The organism is Candidatus Saccharibacteria bacterium, from assembly GCA_016789455.1.
In the GTDB taxonomy this organism is placed as follows: Bacteria; Patescibacteriota; Saccharimonadia; order Saccharimonadales; family Saccharimonadaceae; genus CAIJKY01.
In genome coordinates this window covers 992,881-1,016,043 of record JAEUQU010000002.1, presented here as the reverse complement: position 1 = coordinate 1,016,043, position 23,163 = coordinate 992,881, and the positions used below count along the sequence as shown (strand labels likewise).

Genomic DNA, 23,163 nt, shown 5'->3' with positions numbered 1-23,163 from the left:
CCAGAAAGACGGCCGACGCCGTCGGCGCAGCGACAATCCCCCCGTTTTGTGCTTTTTTCTATTACCCAAGCTCCACATTGAAGAGCAAACCTCACACTTTCGTACTCCCATTTTACCATAAGCGACAAGATGTTACCGAAGGGGTGCTACCGGTTGCTGAAGGTGAAGTTGAGATTGCCCACATAGGCATTGGCGTTCTGGCTGGCGGTAACATTAATCTTGAAGACGATACTGTTGCCCGGTGCGAAACCGCAGGTCGAGGGGTCGGCGGCACCGCTGGCGACACCAGTCTGCCACGACGAGACTGAGCCTGACGAAACGGTGACTGTGCTGCCGCAGGGGGTCAGGCCGGTAGCTGGGTCGTTGCGGTATACCTGGTACTGAACGCTGGCGTTGCCGCTATCGGTGCGCCCCATGATAGAGGTCTGGCCGGAGGCGAAGCTCTTGAAGGTGCTGGGTAGCTGATACGTAACGTATATGCCGTAGTTCTGGGCGCTGGCCTGCGGCGAGGTCCATTTGTAGAAGTTGTATGTCTCGTTCGCACCGCAGATGGTGGCCTGGCCGGAAGTGCCATCATTGAGGTTTAACGTAGAGGAGCAGATGTCAGACGTCATCGTGCCGACGCCGGTACCGTGCATGACGGCGTTGGTGTACTCCGGCGAAATGGTGACCACGTTGTCCGGGCTCGAACCACAGGCACCCCAGCCGTCCGCCTCGTAGCACTGCAGCTTGCCGAGCGTGGTGTCGTAGTACATCGAGCCGAGCAGGGCATCGTTGTCGCTGGCGATCGGCGCCGATGCACCTCGGTCGAGGGTCAGCAGGGTAACCGGACCGCCGTGGATGCCACCGCCAATCTGAACGTTTGGTGTCGTGCTGTCAGAAAGTGTCATGTTGAGCGAGTCGACGTAGAAGACGCGGGCCGTCGCATCCGTCTGCGTGAAGTAGACGTACGGTGCGGTGGCGGCAGTACTGTCGGTCGTGATGTAGCAGGTAATCTTGGTGAACGATGTCAGTGATGAAGACACGGTCTGGGTATTGTAGTCCGCACAGTTCACAAAGTTAGTGCCGTTATTGCGGGAGTACCGGACGGTGAAGTTGTTGAAGCCCGCCGTCGAGCTGGCGGCGTATACCGTGACGCGGTAGAGCGTATCGGGCAGAGGGTTGATGGACAGCCTGTTTCGTACGCCCTGGCCGGTGCCAGTGGTGGTAGCCTGGGCACTGTCACTGGCATCATTGCCCACGGTCGTGCTGCGTGCGACGCCGGCGCTGGCCACTGACGACCAGTTGGTGGCGAAGTTGGTGCCGTCGTTCACGCTACCGTCGGTCGCATAGTTGTAGTCCGCAGCGATGGTGATGCTCAAGTTATCGACGTAGAACGTCCGTGCCGTGCCGCCTGTCTGGCGGATGAGCAGGGCATTGTTGGCTGTGATGCCGGCAGCGGGTGCCGCAAAGGTGCAGTTCACCTTGGTCCAGACACTGGTATTGACGGCCTGAGCGGTAGTACAGGGTACTGAGGCGGCGGAGCCATCAATCGAATAGTAGACATTCATGTCGGTGAACGTGCCGCTGGCAAGGCGGCTGGTGAAGGAAACGTTATAGGTGGTGCCGGCGGTCAGCGTGGTGGAGAGACGGTTCTTGACACCCACGTTCGCAGTGGCTGGCGTTACCACCGAAACTGACCCCTGGCCAGTAGCGACAAAGTTGCCGGTGGTGGTGTAACGGCTGACGGTCGTGGCGCCTACGGCGCTCCAGGTATTGGCCGGGAAGGTAGCCATGCCGCCGCTGCCAGCAGTCTCAGCGCCGCTCTCAGTGGCATAATCAGTGACGTTGCTGTTGACGGAAAGCAGACCGGCTGCCGATTTTGTCTGTACGGTCAACAGTGTGCCGTTGACCGGGTTCACTGAGCTGTCACGGATGGTCAGACCATCGGTAGTGGACGTCTTGGAGACGACCAGCTCGGCGCCGCCGGCACTCTGCAGCGTGTTGTCGTAGGCTGCCTGCAGGGTGGTAGAGCTGGAGGCGCCAGCCGCCGTCCAGGCGCTACCGTTCCAGATCATGGTGGCGGTCGTGTTCTGGCGCATGGCAATTTCGTTGCCAGCGCCGCCACCGTTGACCTGTAGGGTGAAATCCGAGGTGCCGTTGGCTGCCGTGACGTAGATGACGCGTCCGGCGGTGGCGATGGTCGGGCTGGGCAGGGTGGCGATGCGGCCGCCCTGGTTGAAGCCGACCAGGATGGCGGCCGAGTTGTTGACTGATGATGTGGCAATGGTGCAGTTGTTGGCCACCGGGGCGCCGCCAGTGTAGCAGTTGGGGTCGTTGGTTGTGGTAGAGAACGTGGGCGTGGTGATGACGACCAGGCCGTTCGCCCCGGTGCCCGTGCCGGTGCCGCCGCTCAACAGCAGGTTGCCGCCATTGCCGTTGCCGACGGTGGCGTTACCGCCCTGTACGGTCAGGCTGCCGCCGGCGACGCCGCTGGTGGTACTGCCGGTACCGCTGACCGTGAAGTTGCTGGGGGCGGCCGCCGTGACGCCGTTGCCAAGATAGAGGCTGCCGGCATTGTTGAAGGTGGCACGGGTGACGCCGTTGGTAGCCAGGCCGACGCTGTCCTTGCCCTGCAGGATGGTGACGCCGCCGCCCGCGCTGCCGCTACTGCCGATGGTGACGTTGGTGGTCCCGGCGCCGTTACTGTTGCCGATATTGACCGTCTGGGTGCCGCCGGCCAGGCTGGAGCTGCCGATCTGGATGGTGCTGGCGTAGCTGGTGCCGATGTTGATGCTGCCGTGCGTGCCGCTACCGTTGGCAGCCCCGGCGTCCAGCAGCAGGTCGCCGCCATTGCCGTTCGTGCCACCGCCGGCACCGCCTTGTAGTACCAGGTTGCCGCCCGTCAGGGCGCTGGCGCCGGTACCCGCCGCACCGCCCGTTAACGACAAAGAGCGCCCGGCGGCGCCACTGCCTGCAGTCGCGATGGATATCGTATGGTTCGCATTCGAGCCGAAGGCTATGTCTCCGGCATTCGTCAATTGGAACGCATCAATACCTCCGGATTGTAAGGATAAGAAATTACCGGAACCGGTCTTGTTGATATGGATGCTGCTGGTGTTGGTGGAGGCATCGGTCTGGACTCCCTGGGCTATCTGCAGGAACTGGGCCGAGGTCAGCCCGCCGAGCATGCCGGCGTTGATGGCGTAAGGCGTAGAGGACATCGCCTTCATCGGCAACATCTCGCCGTCGGGCGAACAGGACGAAATCGGCGTACAGCTGCCGTTGGTATTGCCGACGTTCATGCTCAGCCACAGCACGCTCTGGTTCCAGTCGACCTGGCTCCCGAAGGCATTGATAGAGCCCAGCTGTACGGAAAGGAAACCGTTCTTAATCTGCACGCCCTTACCGGCCGAGTTCAGGTGGCTCTCCGTCCACTTGAGCGTGCCGCCAGGGTTGCCGGCGGCCGTACCGGTGCCGTCCTGGTAAATCTTGAACTCAATGTTATAGAAGCCGTCAGGGACGGTGGCGCCCTGGGCGTTGAGCAGGCGGCCCTGGAAATTGATCTGCTGGTTGATGCCGACGGCGGCATGAACGGGCGTCGCCACTATGTTCACAGCGGCGATGATGACGGTCACTCCCAGAAATAGGACGTACGCAAATAATTTGCGAACTCTTTTTGTCACACCCATACGTTTTTGTCTTCTTTTGTTATACGCTTGTTGACGCTAACGATACAAAGCAGTCTCTCATGAAAGCTTTTTACCTGATTACATCATAAACCTTATGTTTGGAAATGACAAGGGGTAAAAACGCAAAAAATAGGGGGTGGGCAACAGCCGGCCGGTCGGCCGGCCAAGAAACCGTCTAAATATCGTTGTAGATGAGCAGTCCGCGCTTGCGCAGCACCTGCTTCTCCCGCATCTCGCCCAGCCAGAAGGCGATGGCCACGGCTACGGTCGCCACATAGAGCGGCCAGAGCAGCAGGAGCTGGTTGGTGGTCTCTTTGACGCCTGCCACCTGTTCCACCGGCGGCTGCCCGTTGATGATGGCTGCCACCGTCAGGAACGCCACCCGTCCGGCCGCATCGGTGCCCTGCAGGGTGATCTGGTAGGTGCCGGCCTTCTTGTAGACATGCGATTCCTGGAACGGCGTGTTGTCATTACGCGGCACCAGCTTGTTGGTGGTGTCGCCCCATTGGATGTTGACGGCGTATGGCGGCGACCCGCCGAGGATTTCCAGCGGCATCGTCATTTCCTGGCCGGGGAAGGAGCCGCGGAAGACGGCGTCGGTATTAAGCAGCAGCTGCGCTCCGCCGAAGTCGAGCGGTACCAGTGCGCCACCCTGGCCGGGCAGGGCATCGTAGAAGACGCTGACAGCATTGGAATCGGGTCCGGGTTGGTTAAGGGCGTCGTATACCCGCGCCACCAGGACATTGTTGCCAAACAACAGGTCAATCTCAATCGAGAAGGTGCCGTCGCTGTCGCACGGCGTCGAGCCGGCAAAGATGTCATTCTTAAAGACCTCCACCAGCGTACCGGCTGGGCAGGTGCCACTGACCGTGATGGGCGACGTACTGAAACGGGCGCCGCTACCGGGCACCAGAATGACCGCCCCCGAGGCCGGCGGCTTGCCAGGTACGGCACCGGTCAGACCGATGTAGCCCTTCTCCGGCCCTGGCGAGGTGGTCGCTGCCGTGGCGGTGTATGTCCCCAGGGCCAAGCCGACCACGACCAGCAGAAGCAGCAGGGGAATATACGAGGTGAACTCATGCGGCCGTATCTGGCCGCTATGGCTGTGGTGGCTGAGTTTGAGGTGGGTGGTGAGCCAGTGACGCATCGCGCTACCGCCTTTGCCTAGCGGCGCGGCCGGCGCGACCTGGATGAGCGTTGCTGCGTGGCCTGGCGGATGATGCGTTCGTTGTGGCGGCGCAACAGGAAGCGGAAGAGGAAGAACCCGCCGATGAGTACTGCTATGACAATCGCGATGAGCTTGTAGGGCAGTACCCAGAACGTAATCGTCTTCTCGACGGACTGGTTGTTGGTGCCGTATGACAGCTTCATAGTGGCCGTATACTTACCAAACAGCTGCCGGCTGCCAAGTTGGCCGCCGTCCAACACCTGCGTGAACTTGCGCGTGCTTTGCGGCAGGACGTTGCGCGGTGGCAGGTTGACATTGACGGCAGCTATCTTCTTATCAAACATATCCTTGATGATAATCTGGCCACCGGGCTGTTCATGAATGTTGCCGGTGTTCTTGAGCTGCTGCACAAAGTGTACCGGCGCACTCTCAAACAGGCCGGTGGGCGTGTATTTGTCCGGGTCGCCGGGCCGGGTTGCCTTGCGGTAGGTGTTGGTGGAGAACTCAGCGATCTCCAGGCCTTCCTTGGCGTCGCCGTTGACTTTCAGGAAGATCAACGATCCAAGGCTGGCAGACAACGACACGCCCGTGCCTTCCAGCTCCGGCGGCGTGCCGGTAAAGCGGATGACAGAGTAATAGCCACCCGGCGCCGCATCCTTCGGAATCGTAATAGTGACTGGCAGCTGTTTCAGCTGTTTTGATTCAAGCGTCATCTGTGGCAGCGGCGTCACCCAGCTCTTCATAGAGAAGGGACTGACCTCGCCCTCTTCCAGCAGCAGGTTCGGCGTACCGTCGTCACCGCCGGCCGTAAAGTCGTTGACCTGGCCCTTGACCGTCAGCTTGCCATTGGAAACGCTGCGGACCATGATTTCCGTCTTCAGTGTCTGGCCCGGGTCGCCCTTCAGATTTATGACGGGCGGGCCGATTTCCAGTGCCTGGCCGCTCTCATTGTTACCCGCGGGCGCAGGAGCCGGCTGTTGTCTGCCGGGCAGCAGTTGGGCGGCGCCGGCGGGCACTGCCGGCATGACCACGCCGACGGCTAGTGCCGCAAGGCATAGTCGGGTCAGTGTCAGGAGGGCAGTCTTTTTCATAAGTATTAGTACGTGGCGGTGCAGATATAGGTTAATGTTGTGGCGTATATACCGGCTGGCTGGCTACCGGCGACGTTGACGATATAAGCAGCGGTGTAGCGTTGGGCATTGGACGGTCCTGGCGTGTTGAAGTCACTGCGGGCCACTACTTCGCCAGGGACGAATTTGAAGCTGTCCACAGTGCCATAGCCTGCCGCCGGCTGAGCCCGCAGCTGGGCGCCGTCAGATATCGGTGTAATGTCCGAGCCGACGGGGACGGTCGAGACATCGGTAGTGTTCGTCATCAGGTTCATGCCGAACTGGCTGAAACCGGGCGTCGGCGTGGCGGCCACGGCCATGCCAGGAATGGTGTTGAGGCCGGAAGTCAGGGTAGTGCCGTTGACGGTGATGCTGTACCCGTTGTCGGCATTAGTGGAGGCTGCCATCTGGGAAGTGGCGGTGGCCGTGTCGATAGGGGAGAACAACTGGTTGAAGACGACGTCGCCAGGGGTGGTGTCCGAGCAGTCAGGCAGCCCGGCGTCCAGAGCTACGGTCGCGCCGGTGCAAAAGATGAGCGACTCGGGCATCGTTCCTTCCAGCTCGATCTCACGGGCGGTAGAGGCGGCAACGGTACCTTCGTCCAAGGCCGTGCCGGTACCGGTGGTGTTGGCGTGGGTGGTGATGCGGACAAAGAAGGTCTGGTTGATTGCGCTCGGGTTGGTGATGCTGTTCAGCTGATAAGCGACCGCCAGGTTGGTGGAGTTGGTGTCGGACGGCGTGCGGGTCAGGTAGGGAGAGCCATTGACGTCTTCGGTGTCGATAGCAAAGCCGGTAGCGCCGTTTTCGCTGCCAAGCGTGGCGTTGGTGGTGACCAGGCCGAGCGGCATGGTGCAGGTGCCGCTGGCGGTGGTGCAGTAGAGGAACCGGATAGAACCGACATTATCGTCGACATGGATATTGAAGTTGAACAGGTGGTTGACGACACCGCCAGGCAGTGAACCGCCATCAGTAGCACCTGCCATCAACGTCAGCTTACGGTTAGTAATCTGCACACCGGCAGCATGGGCAACCGGCGCCTGCAGCACCTGACCGACCGTAGCGATAGCCATTACAGCACACAATAATAACGGCTTGACGCGTTTCCCACCTAGTCTTCTCATGTAAGAATTTTAACATAGGCGTTTCAACAGCGTCTATAGCCGTGTGGAAAAGGCCGTGGAGAAGTGGGGAAATCTGTGGAGAAACGGTAGTGGTTACTCTGTTACAGATTTCCCCAGCCTGGAGCTGCTTTAGAAGGTAGCCGTGCAGATGTAGGTAAGCGTGGTGGTATAGATACCGGCTGGCTGACTACCAGGCACGTTCACGATGTAGGAGGCGGTATAGATCTGGGCGTCAGACCCGCTCAGCGATGGGTTGCCGCTGTTGGCCACGGCCTCGCCGCTGGCATATTTGAAGACGTCGACGGTGTTGTAGCCGGCCAGCGCCTGGCCGCGGAGATTGGGCGTCAGGGACTCCTCATCGATGTCGGCACCGACGATCGGGTTGGAGGTCAGCAGCGTGTTGGCCATCAGGTTCATGCCGAACTGGCTCTTACCAAGGATGGCGCCTTCGGCCGCCGCAATCGGCGTGATGGTATTAAGACCTGAGGTCAATGTCGGACCGTTGACGGTGATGGTGTAGCCTTGGCCGGCGTTGGTGGAGGCGGCCATCTGTGAAGTGGCGGTGGCGGTGGTGATCGGCGAGAACAGGCCGCTGAATTCGATGTCGCCAGGCGTGGCCGTCGAGCAGTCGGGCAGGTTGTCGGTCTTGAGGACCTCGGCACCGGTACAGAAGACCAGTGATTCGGGCATGGTGCCTTCCAGGTCGATGGGCTCGGCGGTGGAGGCAGTGACGGTACCTTCATCAAGCGCGGCGCTGGTGGCGGCTGCATCGGAGTGGGTGGTGATGCGGACAAAGAAGGTCTCATTCTCATTGGTCGGGTTGGTGATGCCGTCAAGGCGGAATGCGACAGCAGTGGTGGTGGAGTTGGTGTCGGCCGGGGTGCGGGTCAGATAGGGCTTGCCGGGAACATCGTCGGTGTCCATGGCGAAGCCGGTCAGGCCGCTCTCGCTGCCGAGTGTGGCGTTGGTGGTGACCAGGCCGGTCGGCGTGACGCAGGCCAGGGCAGCCAGCGTGCAGTACTCAAACTTAATGGAACCGACGTTGTCATCGACATGCAACGTAAAGTTGAACATGTGGTTGACGACACCGCCAGGCTTGGAACCACCATCAGTGGCGCCGGCCATAAGCGTCAGCTTACGGTCGGTTATCTGTACGCCTGCAGCGTGAACTTTGCGCTGCGGTAGGGCCTGGAAGACGAGTGCGGCTACCAGTAGCGAGGCACCAGAGAGGTATAAGATTGATTTGAGTCGTTTTTTCATTTTTGTTTTAATTTGGTTTGTTATATGCAGATTAGCATGAGCGCAATATTATGTCAACACTTTCCGGACAGATAGGTGAATTTTTACCACAAGCTGGTGTGCGGTAGCGGACCGTCAGTACGTGCCGGTGATGATAAGCGTCTGGTTGGCGGTGTAGCGGCCGCCCGGCGTCAGGCCGGCGACATTGACGAGGTAGGTGATGGTGTAGGTGGTCTCGCCGGAGCTTTTGGGCGCGGAAGCGATCGGTTCGCCGCTGACAAAACGGTATTTGTTGGAAACGTTATAGTTACCGTCGGCCACACCGAAGCCGAACTGGCCCTGGTCCGGGTTGGCGCCGACTGATTCCGGCAAGGTGTTGGCAACCAGGTTGATGCCGAACTGCTCCTCGCCGATCCGGGAGTCGTCGGTCTCGTCCATGGCGTCGATGACGTGCGGGCCGTTCTTGGGCGGGGTGCCCTCAATCTGCACCACGTAGCCGTAGCTGGTGTAGTTGGAGACCGAGAAGGTGGTAGTGGCCGTAGTGGCGGTCTGGGGCGAGAAGGCGCCGAAGGCGGTGGCCGGGTTGTCCAGCTTGAAGGAGAGGGTGGGGTCGCGGGTGGTCTTGTTGCCGGCGCTGACCTGGAAGTTCTCACTGGCGGCGTCACCGACCACCGGTACGCCGGCGGCGCCATCAGCCTGGAAGTTGGGAGAGGCGGATTGTACCAGGCCGCCGGAGCCGAGCGAACTTTCCTCGAAGGTGTAGCTGGGGGATTGCAATGACTCGGCCTGTAAGGACTGCGGGCCACTCAACAGTACCGCCGCCAGCGCCACGAATACAGCCACCCATCCCGCTTCCCGTATTGACATACCTTAGATTGTTGATGAAAGCGGGTAATTTTGCAAGCCGCTTACGGTTTGCCACCACCTCTTGGCCGCGCTATAATGAGGGCCAGTAAAGCGAAAGCGTAAAAGGGTGTAAAACATGGCCAAGAAGCCATCTGCCGACGAGCCGGCGGCAGAGGAGAAGAAGACCGACAAATCGGGTGCGCCTGCGCCCGAGGTGCTGAAGCCGCAATCCGACGGCGATGCTTCGTCTGCGCAATCGGCAACCGCTGCGGCGGCCGCGTTGCGCGCCAGGAAGGCCATGAAGCGCGGCACGTACCGGCCGAGCCACAAGGCGACCTTCGTGGGTATCGCGGTGGTGCTGATCATCCTGGCCATTAACGCCGGGGTCATCGTCTTTGTGCTGCGCAACACGCAGAATGGCACCGCGGGTGGTGGCGCCCAGGGCGAGGTGACGCTCTCGCCAGGCGCCCTTGATAAGCTGGGTGTTACCCGTAGCTCAGTAGGGCAGCTGGGCACGGAACTGGTGGTGGGGCCGAACTCGCGCTTCAACGGCAAGGTGACCATCGGCAGCGATGTCAGTATCGGCGGCCAGCTCAACCTCAACAGCAAGTTCTCGGCGAACGATGCCAGCCTGGCCAACCTGCAGGCCGGCAACACGGCGGTCAGTGAGCTCAATGTCAATGGTGCAGCGACGGCCAGTACCCTCAACCTGCGCCAGAACCTCAACGTGGCCGGCGCCACGCAGCTGCAAGGGCCGGTGACCATGGGGCAGCTGCTGACGGTGAACAACAACCTGAACGTTTCCGGCAACCTGTCGGTCGGCGGGACGCTGGCGGCACGGAACTTTGCGGCCAACGGCCTGACGGCCAACACCTCGCTGACGGTGGGCGGGCGCATCATTACGCGCGGCAACGTGCCGAACATCGGGCGCGGACCGGCCGTGGGCACCAGCGGTACCGTCTCTATGAGCGGCAACGATATGGCCGGCACCATCGCTGCCAACCTGGGGCCGGGCAACGGCAACGGCATCATCGCGCGGGTGGCTTTTACCAGCCAGTACGCCATTACGCCTAAAGTCGTGGTGACGCCGGTGGGGCAGGGTATCAATGGTAGTGTCTTTATCAATCGTACGATTGGTGGGTTTGAGGTGGGTATTTCCGGGACGGCGGCGCCGGGGTCGTATATGTTTGATTACATTGTGATGCAGTAGTATTACTTTCATCATGAAATTTTAATGATGCATAGGGGCGCAAATGTGTTTTTAACCTCATTTGCTTCTTGGTGCGACGCTGGTTGAATGCGCCCTAGTATAATGGGGAGACCTATTAAACGAGGTCAATATATGGAAAAAAGAGTGAGGCGCCGCTCGGAACCGCTGTTCGACTCGATCAAGCATGTGGACGACCAGGGCAACGAGTACTGGCTTGGAAGGGAATTGGGGGCGGTACTAGAGTATTCTTCATACGAAGCCTTTCTGGAGGTTATCAATAGAGCAAAGTTATCGGTTGCTAATACGGGTATAGCTGTGGAAAACCATTTCCGGGATATCCCGAAAATGGTTTCAATAGGTTACGGCAATGAGCGCAATATCGGAGATGTAAGGATTACGAGGTACGGCTGCTACATAATTGCCCAGAATGGCAGTGCCGCCCGCAAGCCAAAGATTGCTGCTGCACAGGCCTATTTTGCATTGCAAACTCGCAAGCAGGAGTTGGCGGAGCGTCACGACAGTGATATCAAGCGTCTTATTGCTCGACACGAATTTACCGAGTCCGACAAGCGCTTGTCTGGAGCTGTCTTGGAGAAGGGCGTACACCCTCGTGGACTTGCCCAGATTAAACAAGAGGGCGATAAGAGCATGTTTGGTGGCAAGAGTACCGATGAGATGAAGCGCGCCTATGGCATCGTGAACAAAAGAATCCCATGGGCAAACAGAGCTCCCAATGTTGTCTTGGCTGCCAAGAGCTTGGCTAACGAGATGACGGCCACTAACCTGGAAGACTATGCTATTGATAGCTACCCACAGATTATGGACGAAAACAAGGGCAACAACACTGAAGTAAGGAAGGCATTACTGGAGCGGGGAATCATTCCGGAGGAAATGCCACCCGAAGAAGATACGGACAAGATAATGCGGAGGGTGGCTGCCGAGGATAAGCGCAAGGCGCTTGAGGAGTAGTGCTACATATTCACAAACACCATCACCTCATTATCCCGCACCGTCAGGATGCCGTTACTGATGTTGAAGGTGACCGGATCTGACTTCATGTCGAGTGTGATGATCACCTCGCAGGGGAGCAGCATGGAAAAGAAATCGGCGTGGCCGGGCAGGACGTCGAAGGGACCCACCTTGTTGAGGGCTGAGACGGCGATGGCCGGCCCTTCGTAGTACACCTCGAAAGGGGCGCGGGCGATGACAGTGAGGAGGGCGGGCTGGCTGGCCATCTGCGGCTACTTCTTTTCGTCTTTTTTGCCTTTGTCGTCACTGGTGGCCTCAGGCTTTTCGGCGTCCTTCTTGGGCTCGGCAGCTTTTTCTTCTTCGCCTTCCGGCTTGCTTTCCAGGATGGCCTCGATGCCGTCCAGCGTCTGCTCCAGCGTAAAGTATTCGCCAGGCCGGCCGCTGAACTTTTCCGCCACCGAGAAGTCCTGATTAAAAAACTGGATTAACTTTTTAGCGTTCTGGTAATCGGCCCGGTCGGCGGGTGACAGCTCGTTTTCACCGACGATGGCGATGATGTTCTTCAGGCTGTCGTACTTCTGCATGATGGCCTGCACCCGGCCGGCCAGACGGTAATGGCGCTCGCCGACGACCTCCGGGGTGAGTAGTGACGACGTCGTCTTTAGCAGGTTGACGGCCGGTCGGATGCCGGTCTCAGCGATGGAACGGTCAAGCACCAGCACGGAATCCAGCTGCTGCGAAATAGCCTGCACCGCCGGGTCGGAAAGGTCATCCGCCGGGATATAGACGGCCTGGACGGAGGTGATGGTGCCGCTTTCGGTGGAGCTGAGGCGGTCCTGCAGGCGCCGCAGCTCGGCAAAGACCAGGGGAGAATAGCCACCTTCAGACGGAATCAGGCCCAGGTTGGTGGACAGCTCGGTCAGCGCCTGGATATGACGGTAGATGTTGTCGACGAAGAACAGGATGTCTTTGCCTTCTTCGTCGCGGAAGTACTCGGCAGCGGTGGCAGCGGCCGGCGCCACCATCGAGCGGATGGCCGGCGTGCTGTCCATCTGGCCGAAGAACATCACCGTATTCTTGAGTACGTCGGTGTCCTTGAGCGTCTCGTATAATTCGTTACCTTCACGGATACGCTCACCGACACCGCAGTAAATGGACATGCTCTTATCGCTGCGGCTGACATTATGGATCATCTCCGTCGTCAGAACCGTCTTGCCGACACCGGCGCCGCCGACGATGCCGATCTTACGGCCTTTGACGAACGGCGTCATGAAATCGATGACTTTCAATCCGGTTTCGAGCAGTTCCAGTTTCTTGCTGCTGCGGTAGCTTTTGGTGCCGGAGGGCTCGGCGACGGAGCGGCGCTGCTCGGTGACATCGACGCCTTCGTCCAGCGGTTCGCCCAGGGCGTTAAAGACGCGGCCCAGCGTCTTTGGCCCCACCGGTACGGTGACTTTCTTGTAACTGCGCGTGACGGTCTGGCCGCAGCGCAGCGCCGTGCTGTTGGCCAGGTTGATGCAGACGGCGCCGCCGTTCTTAAAATAACTGACCTCCAGGAAGATTTCCGGGTAGCCCTCGACGTTCAGCAGCTCTTTGGCATCGGGCATCTCGCCCAGGATCTGCACCTCCACCATCAGCCCGCGCAGCGAGCGGATGACGCCGACGCTGGCTGCCGGCTTGGCAGCGGGGGCAGGGGCCGGCTTGGCGTGAGTGGCGGAGGCGGTTTTTGTCATAATACTTACGGTTAAGTATACATCAGCGGCGGCAGAGACTCCACGCTGCTAGTATCAAAGTGAAAAGACTCCACCAGCCCCGGCACATGGCCAGGGCTGGTGGAGCGACGGCTCAGGCGTCGTGGGCCGCTTCGAGCGGGCTGGCCAGGCGGACGACCTGCTCGGCCTGGTCCGACAGGGCGGCGGCGCGGACGGCATCGGATGAGTCCAGCCTGAAGGTCCGGCCACCCCGCCTGCAGGCCCCGGTGTGTCCTTCGGCCAGTTCACCCATGCGCGTCAGGTCGCGCACCGTCGCGTTGTTGTGGCCATTGTGGCCGTAGTCGCAGTGGGCGCAGCGGAGCCACAGCTCCCGACGGATGTGCGGCCGGCCGTCCTCCGTCCACTCGGTCACGACCGTGACGAGCCAGAACTGGGGCTCAGCCCTCGCTTCGTCGATCAGGAGCGGCAAGTAGGTCACCGATCGGCGCAGGTCGGCGAAATCGGGCAGTTCCGTTGGAGCCGGTGTGGTGGGCATGGGGCCTCGCTTCGGTAGGGGACAGCTACGGCTCTATCATAAAATGCCAAAGCGAAAAGTCAATCAGTGTACGAATGGGCCAGGATGTCAGCGACCACTTCCGGCAGGGCTTTCTGCGTGGTAATGCCAACTGCACCCCGCGCCACAAGGCTTTGCTCAAAATGCCGGTGCATCAGCATGATATCCGATAGCTCCTGGCGGTCATGCCCGTAGGCGCGCTCCGTGCGGGAGTGGAGCCGCTGCAGCATGACGGTCTCGTCGAGCAGTAGCAGGAAAATCTTGTCAAAGCGGTCATAAAATAGGGGTTGATTGTCGGCCAGCGCACAGAAGTAGGCTTCGCCCGGCTGTTGCAATAACCGCTCGATCCGGCTGACATTCCAATTGTAGGCACCTACCCGGTCAAACCAGCCAGCGGGCACGGGCGAGGGCAGATGGATGCGCTGGCCGCCATGACTCTCGGCGTGCATGTAGCCGGGCATGGCCTCGGTATCGTAGGCGGTGTGGCCGCGGTGCTGCAAGGCGCGGGCGACCGAGGACTTGCCGGTGCCAGGGTATCCGGTAATCAGGAACTTGCCGGGCACGCTTAGGCCTGCGTCCGCCGCTTCTTCTTAAGCGCGATCAGCACCTCGCGCAGCCGCCGGTCACTCTCGGCACGCTTGGCGCGGTGGAATTCCAGCATGTAGTCGCCCAGTAGCTCATTGGCCCGTTTTTTGGCGACGGCCATTGCGTTGAAGCGGCTGGCGGACTGTGCCAGGCTCGACTCCATGATGGACTGGCTGAGAGCCAGGGTCATCATCGTCATCTCCATCTGGTCGGCAATCTCATCAAGCGACGGCTCAAAGATGGTCTCGGCCGTTGTCATGGTGTCTTCGTCGGAAGCCTCGCTCATCGTCTTGACGCTGGAGATAAGGTCGATTGATTTGATATCCTGCACGCCCAGCGACACATACTCCTCGTAATACACGATAATCTGCGAATAGGGCAGCACTGCTTCTATCACCGGCATGACGTTGATATAGCGGTCAGTCTCTGGCACTTGAAAGAATCTGATGTAAGGAATACCACGTTGAGATAACTGCGACGCTCCGTGCGAACCCAGCACGATGACATCGGTCGTCTTGGGGTCGTAATCATGGCTCATGGTCTCGACCAGCCGCTGGTCGATATCACCGCTCAGGCCGGCTTCGGCAGAAATTACGACAAAAACCGTGCGGCCATCGCCCAGTTCCCGGTTGGTGATGCGGGCATTAGGATCGGCCCGGATGGCGCTATAGCGCTTCCAAATCAGCTGGAAGAAGCTTTTTGATAACTCCACCTTCGTCTTGACTTTGGCCACCTGCGTACTGGCCAGACTCTCAAAGACACCGGTCAGGTCCTTGACGGTGCCGATCTGTTTGGCTTCTTTTTCAATCGCGTTGGGGCGACGGGTCATACACGCAGTATACCATCATGCTTATGGATGAAGATGTGCATGAAAATGTCCCAGGGACCCGCGTTGCCGCAGGGTCCCCAGGACGGTTCAGGCGATGGCCGGCTTGCGTAGCGCCGGCCTGAGCCGCGTCGTGCCCCTCAACGGCGGTATGTAATCGCTGAGGAGGGCGACGTGCCAGCTGCGCTTGTCCTCCTCCATGACTACCTCGTAGGTCATGGGATAGAGGGCGCTAAAGCCCCGCTCCAACGCCTGGTGTACCAGGGCGGCTATCACATGCTGGAAGACACCGGCCCGTCTGCCGAAGCCTCCAGGGTCGCCCAGATGGAACTGCAGGCCCTTGGCATCATGCCGGAAGCGGGCCAGCCAGCCATCCGGAGCGCCGTGGACGTAGGACGCCCGCCATGAACGGTCACAGCCCAGGCCCCGTAGGGGCTCGTAGCCGAGCATGCGCGTAGAGAACTCGATGCGCAGACGCTCCAGAACAGCCCTGTCCGGCGCGGCGAAGCCAGGGTGTTCGATGTGCCAGATGCCGCTGACCCGTTGTGCCAATGTGAACATTTCAGCTCCTGTGCAGAGGTGCGGTGGACATGCCTTATGTGCATCATACCGCATCCGGAGCCGGTGGCGTCCTGGATTATGCTGTTGTTTTTTCATCAGCCGGCGCCGCTTCCAACTGCGTTGCCCCATGCTTCTTCAACAGCTCCGCCTCCAACTTATCGAACGTCTCCTCATCGGTAACGTCCTTGACCTTATGCGCCACCTCACGCACTGATGCCTTCAGTGCCGTCACATCAATCTCCATCTCACCGCCGCTCAGCATGATGGTCTCCAGTAGCAACATCTGCTCGATCAGCGAACGGCGTTCCTCCGGCGGCTGCTGCAATACCTGAAAAATGTATTTACCCAGGGTCAGGTCGATGCGGGTTTCTTTGGAAAGCTGCGAGGAGAAGTGCGAGAATTCCTCGGCCTGCTTGTAGCGCGCAATTGTTTTGAACAAGGTTGATGACAGCCGTTTCTGCCGCCTGGTCTGCGCCTGGCCGCCCACACGGGAGACTGACAGACCGGCATTGACCGCCGGCCGGATGCCTTGCCTGAAAATACCCAGGTCGAAGATGATCTGACCATCGGTGATGGACATGATACTGGTGGAAAGATAAGCGGTGATGTCGTCGTTCGGCGTCAGTACGACCGGCAGTGAGGTCAGCGTCTTCATGTTGGTCTTGAGCTTGCCGGCCCGTTCCAGCAGGGAGGAGTGGGCGTAAAAGATATCGCCCGGGTAGGAATCACGGCCCGGGTCTACTTCCTGGAGCAGCGACAGCTGGCGATAGGCTTCGGCGTGGCTGCTCAGGTCGTCGTACATGATGATGACGTCCTCGCCGCCTTTGCCGTCGGCACCGGTGCCGTACCACAGGAATTCGGCCATGGCACAGGCCGCATAGGGCGCCAGGTATGACTGCGTCAACGAATCAAAGATATCGGCCATGACCACGATGGTATGTTCCATGGCGCCGGATTCACGCAGCCCGGACAGCAGTTTTTCCACGTCCACCTTGCGTTTGCCCATCAGCACATACACCACGATCTTATTCGACCCCTCCTGGTTGGCACTGAGCTGGCTCAGGAAGGTACTCTTACCAGATTTACTGTCGCCCAGGATGGCGATACGCTGTCCCAGCACGATAGGGAAGAAGCTGTCGACGGCCGTCACGCCGCTGGCCAGCTGCTCGTTCAGCATGCTGCGCGCCATGATACCGGGCGCCGGATTGAAGATGCTGGAAGTCTTTTTGGCATGGACCGGCCCCTTGCCATCCAGCGGCACGCCCATTGGCGTCACCACCCGGCCGATCAGCTCGCGGCCCACCGGCACCTGCAGTACGTCATTTTCGACAACGGCGAGCGTTCCTGGCGCCAGCCGTTCCGAATCGATGTTAAAAAGAATCACACGGTCGCCGTAGGCCTCACGCACGATGCCGCGCTGACCGTCCTCAAACAGTACCTGCGCGCCCAGTCGCACGCCCTCCAGGCCTTTGACTTCGACGATGAAGCTGTTGACGCCGACCACTTCACCCGTCAGATTATCGGCTTCCACCAGCCGCTGGAATGCCTGGTTATCGAACATGGCGCAGCACCTCCGGGAACTTGGCACGGTTATCTAATATCTGCCGACGGAAGGACCAATCAAAGGTATGACTGCCGCTGCGCACCACCAGCCCGCCCAGGATGCTGGCATTGAACTGGAAGTTCACCAGCACGTCCGGCGCGATGTTCTCCCGGCACCAGCCCACCAACGTCCCCTTGAGCCCACGCGTCGGCGGCCCGGCCAGGGTGATGGTCAGGGTCGGGGCTTTCTTCTTGCGGTCTTCCAGCTGCTGCACCAGTTCGTCCAGGCCGGCGGGTGTGGCCGGTTTGCCGGCGGTGTAATCGTGGATCAACTGGTTGGCGGCAGGTGAAAGCGGTGGCGGTTCAGAGATATTCTTGGCGTGCACCTTGATCTTGACTGCCTCGTGCGACAACCAGCGGGCATAGGCCCGCACTTCAAGCTGCAGCGTTGCCAGGTCCTGCAGGGAGGAGACGCTGTCGGGCAGGCGCAGTCCGGCGGGCTTAGCCGTCATCGCGGATGCCTCGCACCAGTTCGTCCTTATGGGCCTCGAGCATGGAGGTAAGATAAGCGGATTGCGCGCCCAGGTCCACGTTATGCTGCAGCGTCTCGGTCAGGAAAGAGGCGACGGCATCCGCCAGCTTGCCATCGAGCTGGTCCACCAGTTTCTGTTTCTCGGCGGCCAGCTCCTGGGCTAGCTTTTCCTTGAGGCCGTCGTGCTGGGTGCCGATGTCTGCCTGGGCTTTGGCAGTGGCCTGCTCGGCCTCGGCGCGCAGGCGGGCCAGTTCGGCCTTGTAGCGCTCAACTTCGCTCTCTACCATGGCGCCCAGCATCGTCTCCAACTGTTTGGTCAGTTTGCCGGTGGTGCCTTGCAGATCATGCTCGAGATCTTTCACCGAGCGGTCAAGCACTTTAGCGTAATCAGCCTGGGCTTTTTCAAGCAGTTTGGCGCGCTCGCGGGCGGGAAGCGTGGCGTGATCACCGGCATGAGCCTCGTGCTTAGTGTCATGCCCGTGCCCATCATGCTCCTGCGGCCGGAAATGCGCCCGGGCGTGCCGGAAACCGACCGCCGCTAGGATGCCCATCAAAAAGACATTGACCAGAAGGAAGATTTGTAATTGCTGTGGATCCATAAGTACTCCCTATAACCGTGTTAATACCAGATAAATCGCTGCAAAACCGCCGCCCAATATCAATAGGACCAGCGTGGACATATGAAGCAGGTTGCGGTAGATGGCCGACTGCGACATCGGGTTGCGGCCGACAGAAATGATGCTGCTGCGGATCATCGAGTAGATGATGCTGACCACCACGATGATGGTCACCAGAAAGATAGCCGCACTGATGAGGATAGGCGTGGAACTGACCGCCTTGCCAGCCAAGGCGTTGGCGACGTTCTGGATGGCCGAGGGAATGATGGTCTTTTCGGGTTCCTTGAAGTAGTAGGCCACGTTCAACAGTACCGGCACCTGGCCTAGCGTCACTTTATGCTCTTTGCCTTGTTTGTCCTTGTACGATTGCACCGTGCCGTTGCCGGCGTCACCCTGGACGATGCCTAAGACCATGACGCTGGCCGTCGCCTTCATACCCACCCCAGGAATGGGCGAGGCAGTGATGTGGTCACCGCGGGCAATCTTGCCGTTCATGTCCGAGATAAGCACCGGCACCGTGCCGCTGGTGGCCACCTGGACCTGCGAGCGCTGGCCGTTAGAAAGCGTGATCAGCGAACTCTCCGGATTGATGACCACGCCCAGCAGGTTGGCAATGTTGCTGGTGGAGGCGGCAAAGACCGTGTCGGTGGTGTTCTTCTCGATGCTGACAATCGAGCCGATAGGCAGCGGCTCCTTGACGTTGTATCCCTGCGTAATGGAGGTGTTGGCCAGCGCGATTGGCGCCAGGTGTAGGCTCAGGATGCCCAGCGCCGCCAGCCACAGCCCGCCGGAGCGCAGACAGGACAGCACCGCCGCATAGCTGATGCGGCCCGTAAGTAGCGGACGCTGTGCCTTCATATGTCTGTTGTATTCCTCTAGTGCTTAAGTATAGCAGGCGGGGGAGGGGCTGGCTATTTGCCGTATACTATATGTATGGAAACCATCCCTCAAGTCATACAGTGGAGCCACCCCGAACCCGCCACCGAAGAACTGGTCAAGCAAGAAATCCGCGCCAGCGGCCTCAGCGCCATGCGCTGGACCGGCGAACCCGATAAACATTGGCTGGGGCACTGGCATGGCCTGCAGAAGACGCTGTGGTGTGCTGTTGGTGAAATAACCTTTCATGTTAATGGCGAGGACATCCTGCTTACGCCGGGCGACAAGATGATCCTGCCGCCGGAGACGGTGCACTCGGCCGATGCCGGACCGGAGGGTGTGGTCTGCTATGAATCGCCGCCGGTGCATGAGAACACCAGTACGTTCGTGGAGACGGATGAGTCGGTTGCTGCGCCAGCTAAAGATTAGGCTGGAACGCGCCCAATAGGACGGGGAAGAAGCCCGAGCTGGATACACGGGTCTATACTGTAATTATAGCACGTATGCTTAATTTTGTCAAAAAACTGCCGTTTTGATTACTGAGGCGGCTTTAAGGTTCATTAAGGAAAGCTTCAAAACAGGAGACTAGTATAAGGCCTGTCATTTAGGATCCAGATGACAACGAACAGTTAATTAAATCAGTGTAGCCGCCGATTTAATGAAAAGTAATGAAAGGAGCATGAATGCACATACCAAAGAACCTAGTGGTCGCCGGCGTCGCCACCAGCATGGGAATCGCTGGCTTGGCCGCCGTCGGCACCGCCAGTGCTATGACTACCACCGGCACTAGTGGCGACAACCTCATCACCAAGATCGCGGAGAAGTTCAACCTGAATCAGGACGAGGTGAAGGCCGTCTTTGACGAGGCGCATGAGGAACGCGAAGCCGCCCAGAAACAGCAAGTCGAAGAAGCGCTGACCCAAGCTGTCACTGACGGTAAGCTGACCGAAGACCAGAAGCAGAAGCTGCTGGACAAGCGCGCCGAGCTTCAAGCAGAGCGCCAAGCCGAGCGCACCGAAATAGAAGGCCTCAGCGACGAAGACCGCCAGACCGCCATGGAGGGCAAGCGCGAAGAAATGGACACCAAGCGCCAGGAGCTGCAGCAGTGGCTCAGCGACAATGGCATCGATGAAACCTACGGCCGCTACCTGATGGGCGGGCGGGGTGGACATGGTGGGCCTGGGAGTCCGGGTGGGTTTGGCAGGCCGGATGGTACCGCCCAGGACAGTGGCGCCAGCGGCCAATCTGACACCAGTACTGAGCAATAGCGGGTAGGCTGGTTGTGGTGCTGTGATGCCCGCTGCAGACACGTTGGCTTAAATACACCCTCGCATAGCACGACTGCCCACCTACTTTGCAGGTGGGCAGTTTCTGTCGGAAAGAGTAGCGCTGCTGTATAATAAGCAATACATCTAGCATCATTAGGTCAGCAGATATGGGGCATGTGGTGGGTAATTCTAAAAAAGGAGCGGCGGTGGGGAAAATCTTTACGCGGAGTATATTGGCGGCTGCTGTGTTAGCGGGCGCGGTATTGCTAAATACAGTTACTTCAAGAGCGGCGGAGGCCGCAGCGATCCACACCAGTACTGGGTCATACATCCCCGAGTACGTCTACGCCCACAAGGACGGCAGTTACAACGCGTCGGTATGCAACAGCTCCACGACGCCATGGACCTATAGTAAAACCTACTCACCCAGCCATGCCGTCACCGATACCGTCACACGCGACAGTAACAAGCCATGGTGGGCACCATACTGCGACAACGTCGGCATGGGCGTCGGCCTGGATGACACCGTCTACGCCTAAGAAGTCAAGGACAGTAACGGGAATTTCCAGCGGCGCTTGTCGGCCTACCGCACCAACGCCGAAATGTGGCAGACACCATTCACGGCCGAGACCTGCCCGTCAGCCAGCACGCCGGAAGGCAAGCAGGGCGAGTTGTTCTTTCCAACCATTGGCTTTAATGGGTACGTCTTCGTCTATGCTTATGCGCCCTCCGGCTGCAGCAGCCCGGACAACCGCCTTTACATGCTCAACGCCCTCAATGGCAAGGTCATCGACAGCCTGCCGCTGCAGGGACCGAACCTTTCCGGCTCCTGGCACCCCAAGCAGTTCGACCACGTCTTCCCCGGTGAGAACGGCGTGGCCTTCCTGGACGGCACGAACGTCCGCTACGCGACCTTCGACACCAACAACACGCCGGGTATCGGCGACGACGAGCTGACAGAAGGTACTAACACTGCCATTGACCTTGCCTCATCCTCCGGTCAGTTCATCCTGCATGCCAGCGGTAACGGGGCGGGCTATGTTTATGCCATCTTGTCTAATGGTGCCAATTCTGACGCCAACAACCTCAACGCCTCCTGCACGGGCTCGGTTGAGCTGGCACGGGCGACACCCGCCAGTGGTAGCACGCCCGGCCGCTCCACTGTGCCGGTCAGTACCTGCAGTTTCGTGCCGGATAGCGTGGCCATATCACCAGACAACGGCGTGGTGGTGCTGGGTGCCCAACCGGGCACGTCCGGCGCCTACGACGACATGCTGGTCAAGTATTCGGTGAGTGACGCGGTGGTGTACAACAAAGACCTCAATAACATGAGCGGCGATGGTTTTGCTACTGTGCGGCGCACCAGCCAGCCGGCGGTTGACAACAACGGCGTTGCCATTTTGGTGTCGACGGCCGACGTCACACAGTACAGCAACTCCGACCGCTACGTGGTGGTGCGTAAGGTGGACGCCACCGGCACCATGTCCATTGTCTATGCCTCGTCGGACGACTACACCATGGATCCGAACGGGCAGGATAAGTTCGGGGCCGGCACGAAGGTCGACCTGCAAGGCGGCAAAGCATACTTCGTATCATGCAAGCTGGAGTGGTATGCGAACTTCTGTGGGGCGGCCAACAATACCTATGTGACGGTGCTGGACCTGGTCAATGTTATTGGGGATAGGTATCCGCGGTCTGAGCCGCTGACGAGTTATGACTATGAAGAGATTGATATGGATGGCGATAAGTTAAATATGTTCCATGAGAACCAGCAAGGTACAAGTGATTATTCGCAAGACTTTGACGATGATGGCATCGATGACAATAAAGAGTCCGAGTGGTACTCAGATAAAATCGTAACTTATTGCAATACAGATACTCAAAATAATCCCATAAACTGCGCCGCTCCAAATCCTCTTCAGAAAGATTTGTTTGTGCAGATTGACTGGACAAAAGACAATAACTACTCAACTCAGCCAACCCCCGATCAACTGATGCCCGTCGTAGAGGCTTTTAGAGAGTTTGGCATCGAAACACACTTCGACGTAGGCCATAATATAGGCAGTGCCTTAAGCGTGGGCGTAGACGATGACATAAAAGATTTTGGCGGAGGCAATCAAGTGCCTTATCGAGGCGACACTGTAGACTTAAATGAGTTTAGCCTTGACATTACAGACTACAAAAAAGGCGACACGCAAAACAATCTGACTTCGAACTTCAGTGATAAACGAAGAGGGGTGTGGCGTTACATGTTATTTAGTCGATTTATTCCTGACGATGATCCCAACTCTATTAAGCTCGGCACGGCAATAGGCGGAGATGATGACATGTTGATAGCATATGAATCAGTGGGCATTGTAGCACCAAACGATTTTGATGTGAGGTTATCAAAAGCAGTTATGCACGAGATGGGACATAGCTTGTGCTTAACGCCCATCGCCAGGTATGAGTTCCAGGATAGTACCTGTATATACTCTAAGGTTGATGGAGCTACATCCGTCACCCATTCAATGACGGAGAATGGCACTGGTTATTACGGCATAATGAATTACAACATTGGCACGAATACTAGCCCTCTAAGCAGTGTGAGTTACTCAGAAGGTTTGTATAACGACGACCACAACGACTGGGTAGCTGTAAAAAAGGGCATGAAGGACTTCAGTTTGCCTAAGCTTAAATTTGAATTAGATTTCACCACTACAGGGCTCGACACTGTTGATTGTAATGAAGAAGAGCATATGGTTCTGTGCTTTTAAAT

General features: G+C 58.8%; 22 protein-coding genes. 6 read left to right on the top strand and 16 right to left on the bottom strand.

Annotated features, from left to right (window positions below; all coding sequences use genetic code 11):
- Positions 1–146: 146 nt before the first annotated feature.
- The 6 genes from JNJ66_06475 to JNJ66_06450 form a co-directional block, all read right to left on the bottom strand.
- Positions 147–3,665, bottom strand: coding sequence for a hypothetical protein (locus JNJ66_06475; GenBank protein ID MBL8160072.1), 3,519 nt, complete (start codon positions 3,663–3,665; stop codon positions 147–149).
- A gap of 181 nt (positions 3,666–3,846) precedes the next feature.
- Positions 3,847–4,818 (bottom strand): PKD domain-containing protein, encoded by a 972-nt coding sequence (locus JNJ66_06470; GenBank protein ID MBL8160071.1) that lies wholly within the window; start codon positions 4,816–4,818, stop codon positions 3,847–3,849.
- Positions 4,819–4,835: 17 nt separating this feature from the next.
- Positions 4,836–5,930, bottom strand: a complete 1,095-nt coding sequence (locus JNJ66_06465) for a hypothetical protein (GenBank protein MBL8160070.1) — start codon at positions 5,928–5,930, stop codon at positions 4,836–4,838.
- Between the two features lie 5 nt (positions 5,931–5,935).
- Entirely contained in the window at positions 5,936–7,018 is a 1,083-nt protein-coding gene (locus JNJ66_06460; GenBank protein MBL8160069.1) for a hypothetical protein, read from the bottom strand.
- Positions 7,019–7,198: 180 nt separating this feature from the next.
- Positions 7,199–8,329 carry a hypothetical protein gene (locus tag JNJ66_06455; protein ID MBL8160068.1) on the bottom strand — a complete coding sequence of 377 codons (1,131 nt, stop codon included), beginning with the start codon at positions 8,327–8,329 and terminating at the stop codon, positions 7,199–7,201.
- 114 nt (positions 8,330–8,443) lie between these two features.
- Positions 8,444–9,175 (bottom strand): hypothetical protein, encoded by a 732-nt coding sequence (locus tag JNJ66_06450; GenBank protein ID MBL8160067.1) that lies wholly within the window; start codon positions 9,173–9,175, stop codon positions 8,444–8,446.
- Positions 9,176–9,290: 115 nt separating this feature from the next.
- On the opposite strand from JNJ66_06450, the gene JNJ66_06445 reads away from it, so the two are divergent.
- Together JNJ66_06445 and dinD are read left to right on the top strand one after the other, a co-directional pair.
- Positions 9,291–10,364, top strand: a complete 1,074-nt coding sequence (locus tag JNJ66_06445) for a hypothetical protein (protein MBL8160066.1) — start codon at positions 9,291–9,293, stop codon at positions 10,362–10,364.
- A gap of 132 nt (positions 10,365–10,496) precedes the next feature.
- Positions 10,497–11,333 (top strand): DNA damage-inducible protein D, encoded by an 837-nt coding sequence (gene dinD / locus JNJ66_06440; protein ID MBL8160065.1) that lies wholly within the window; start codon positions 10,497–10,499, stop codon positions 11,331–11,333.
- 2 nt (positions 11,334–11,335) lie between these two features.
- On the opposite strand, the gene JNJ66_06435 is transcribed toward dinD, so the two are convergent.
- The 10 genes from JNJ66_06435 to JNJ66_06390 all read right to left on the bottom strand — a co-directional run bounded on the left by JNJ66_06435 (position 11,336) and on the right by JNJ66_06390 (position 19,119).
- Entirely contained in the window at positions 11,336–11,599 is a 264-nt protein-coding gene (locus tag JNJ66_06435; protein ID MBL8160064.1) for a hypothetical protein, read from the bottom strand.
- Between the two features lie 6 nt (positions 11,600–11,605).
- Positions 11,606–13,066: a F0F1 ATP synthase subunit beta gene (locus JNJ66_06430; GenBank protein ID MBL8160063.1), complete on the bottom strand. Its 1,461-nt coding sequence runs from the start codon at positions 13,064–13,066 to the stop codon at positions 11,606–11,608.
- Positions 13,067–13,178: 112 nt separating this feature from the next.
- On the bottom strand, positions 13,179–13,457 hold the full coding sequence (locus tag JNJ66_06425; GenBank protein ID MBL8160062.1) for a hypothetical protein: 279 nt from the start codon (positions 13,455–13,457) through the stop codon (positions 13,179–13,181).
- A gap of 182 nt (positions 13,458–13,639) precedes the next feature.
- Entirely contained in the window at positions 13,640–14,161 is a 522-nt protein-coding gene (locus JNJ66_06420; GenBank protein ID MBL8160061.1) for a hypothetical protein, read from the bottom strand.
- 2 nt (positions 14,162–14,163) lie between these two features.
- Complete coding sequence (locus JNJ66_06415; GenBank protein MBL8160060.1) at positions 14,164–15,012, bottom strand: F0F1 ATP synthase subunit gamma; 849 nt, start codon at positions 15,010–15,012, stop codon at positions 14,164–14,166.
- 87 nt (positions 15,013–15,099) lie between these two features.
- Positions 15,100–15,570 (bottom strand): hypothetical protein, encoded by a 471-nt coding sequence (locus JNJ66_06410; protein ID MBL8160059.1) that lies wholly within the window; start codon positions 15,568–15,570, stop codon positions 15,100–15,102.
- 76 nt (positions 15,571–15,646) lie between these two features.
- Positions 15,647–17,131 (bottom strand): sodium-transporting two-sector ATPase, encoded by a 1,485-nt coding sequence (locus JNJ66_06405; protein MBL8160058.1) that lies wholly within the window; start codon positions 17,129–17,131, stop codon positions 15,647–15,649.
- Positions 17,121–17,624 (bottom strand): F0F1 ATP synthase subunit delta, encoded by a 504-nt coding sequence (locus JNJ66_06400; GenBank protein ID MBL8160057.1) that lies wholly within the window; start codon positions 17,622–17,624, stop codon positions 17,121–17,123. The genes JNJ66_06405 and JNJ66_06400 overlap by 11 nt, the downstream gene beginning before the upstream one ends.
- Positions 17,614–18,243, bottom strand: coding sequence for a hypothetical protein (locus JNJ66_06395; GenBank protein MBL8160056.1), 630 nt, complete (start codon positions 18,241–18,243; stop codon positions 17,614–17,616). Before JNJ66_06395 ends, JNJ66_06400 begins: the two co-directional genes overlap by 11 nt.
- A gap of 9 nt (positions 18,244–18,252) precedes the next feature.
- Positions 18,253–19,119 carry a hypothetical protein gene (locus tag JNJ66_06390; GenBank protein ID MBL8160055.1) on the bottom strand — a complete coding sequence of 289 codons (867 nt, stop codon included), beginning with the start codon at positions 19,117–19,119 and terminating at the stop codon, positions 18,253–18,255.
- Positions 19,120–19,194: 75 nt separating this feature from the next.
- Here JNJ66_06390 and JNJ66_06385 point away from each other — a divergent pair, with 75 nt between their 5' ends.
- The 4 genes from JNJ66_06385 to JNJ66_06370 all read left to right on the top strand — a co-directional run bounded on the left by JNJ66_06385 (position 19,195) and on the right by JNJ66_06370 (position 23,161).
- Positions 19,195–19,566: a cupin gene (locus JNJ66_06385; GenBank protein MBL8160054.1), complete on the top strand. Its 372-nt coding sequence runs from the start codon at positions 19,195–19,197 to the stop codon at positions 19,564–19,566.
- A gap of 254 nt (positions 19,567–19,820) precedes the next feature.
- Positions 19,821–20,405: a hypothetical protein gene (locus tag JNJ66_06380; protein ID MBL8160053.1), complete on the top strand. Its 585-nt coding sequence runs from the start codon at positions 19,821–19,823 to the stop codon at positions 20,403–20,405.
- A gap of 263 nt (positions 20,406–20,668) precedes the next feature.
- Complete coding sequence (locus JNJ66_06375; GenBank protein MBL8160052.1) at positions 20,669–20,944, top strand: hypothetical protein; 276 nt, start codon at positions 20,669–20,671, stop codon at positions 20,942–20,944.
- A 36-nt stretch (positions 20,945–20,980) separates the two neighbouring features.
- Positions 20,981–23,161: a hypothetical protein gene (locus JNJ66_06370; GenBank protein ID MBL8160051.1), complete on the top strand. Its 2,181-nt coding sequence runs from the start codon at positions 20,981–20,983 to the stop codon at positions 23,159–23,161.
- The last annotated feature ends 2 nt before the right edge of the window (positions 23,162–23,163 follow it).

Coding starts and splice junctions, on each gene's coding strand:
- JNJ66_06470 (MBL8160071.1), bottom strand. CDS start 4,818: ATGCGTCACTGGCTCACCACCCACCTCAAACTCAGCCACCACAGCCAT.
- JNJ66_06465 (MBL8160070.1), bottom strand. CDS start 5,930: ATGAAAAAGACTGCCCTCCTGACACTGACCCGACTATGCCTTGCGGCA.
- JNJ66_06460 (MBL8160069.1), bottom strand. CDS start 7,018: ATGGCTATCGCTACGGTCGGTCAGGTGCTGCAGGCGCCGGTTGCCCAT.
- JNJ66_06455 (MBL8160068.1), bottom strand. CDS start 8,329: ATGAAAAAACGACTCAAATCAATCTTATACCTCTCTGGTGCCTCGCTA.
- JNJ66_06450 (MBL8160067.1), bottom strand. CDS start 9,175: ATGTCAATACGGGAAGCGGGATGGGTGGCTGTATTCGTGGCGCTGGCG.
- JNJ66_06445 (MBL8160066.1), top strand. CDS start 9,291: ATGGCCAAGAAGCCATCTGCCGACGAGCCGGCGGCAGAGGAGAAGAAG.
- dinD (MBL8160065.1), top strand. CDS start 10,497: ATGGAAAAAAGAGTGAGGCGCCGCTCGGAACCGCTGTTCGACTCGATC.
- JNJ66_06435 (MBL8160064.1), bottom strand. CDS start 11,599: ATGGCCAGCCAGCCCGCCCTCCTCACTGTCATCGCCCGCGCCCCTTTC.
- JNJ66_06430 (MBL8160063.1), bottom strand. CDS start 13,066: ATGACAAAAACCGCCTCCGCCACTCACGCCAAGCCGGCCCCTGCCCCC.
- JNJ66_06415 (MBL8160060.1), bottom strand. CDS start 15,012: ATGACCCGTCGCCCCAACGCGATTGAAAAAGAAGCCAAACAGATCGGC.
- JNJ66_06410 (MBL8160059.1), bottom strand. CDS start 15,570: ATGTTCACATTGGCACAACGGGTCAGCGGCATCTGGCACATCGAACAC.
- JNJ66_06405 (MBL8160058.1), bottom strand. CDS start 17,131: ATGTTCGATAACCAGGCATTCCAGCGGCTGGTGGAAGCCGATAATCTG.
- JNJ66_06400 (MBL8160057.1), bottom strand. CDS start 17,624: ATGACGGCTAAGCCCGCCGGACTGCGCCTGCCCGACAGCGTCTCCTCC.
- JNJ66_06395 (MBL8160056.1), bottom strand. CDS start 18,243: ATGGATCCACAGCAATTACAAATCTTCCTTCTGGTCAATGTCTTTTTG.
- JNJ66_06390 (MBL8160055.1), bottom strand. CDS start 19,119: ATGAAGGCACAGCGTCCGCTACTTACGGGCCGCATCAGCTATGCGGCG.
- JNJ66_06385 (MBL8160054.1), top strand. CDS start 19,195: ATGGAAACCATCCCTCAAGTCATACAGTGGAGCCACCCCGAACCCGCC.
- JNJ66_06380 (MBL8160053.1), top strand. CDS start 19,821: ATGCACATACCAAAGAACCTAGTGGTCGCCGGCGTCGCCACCAGCATG.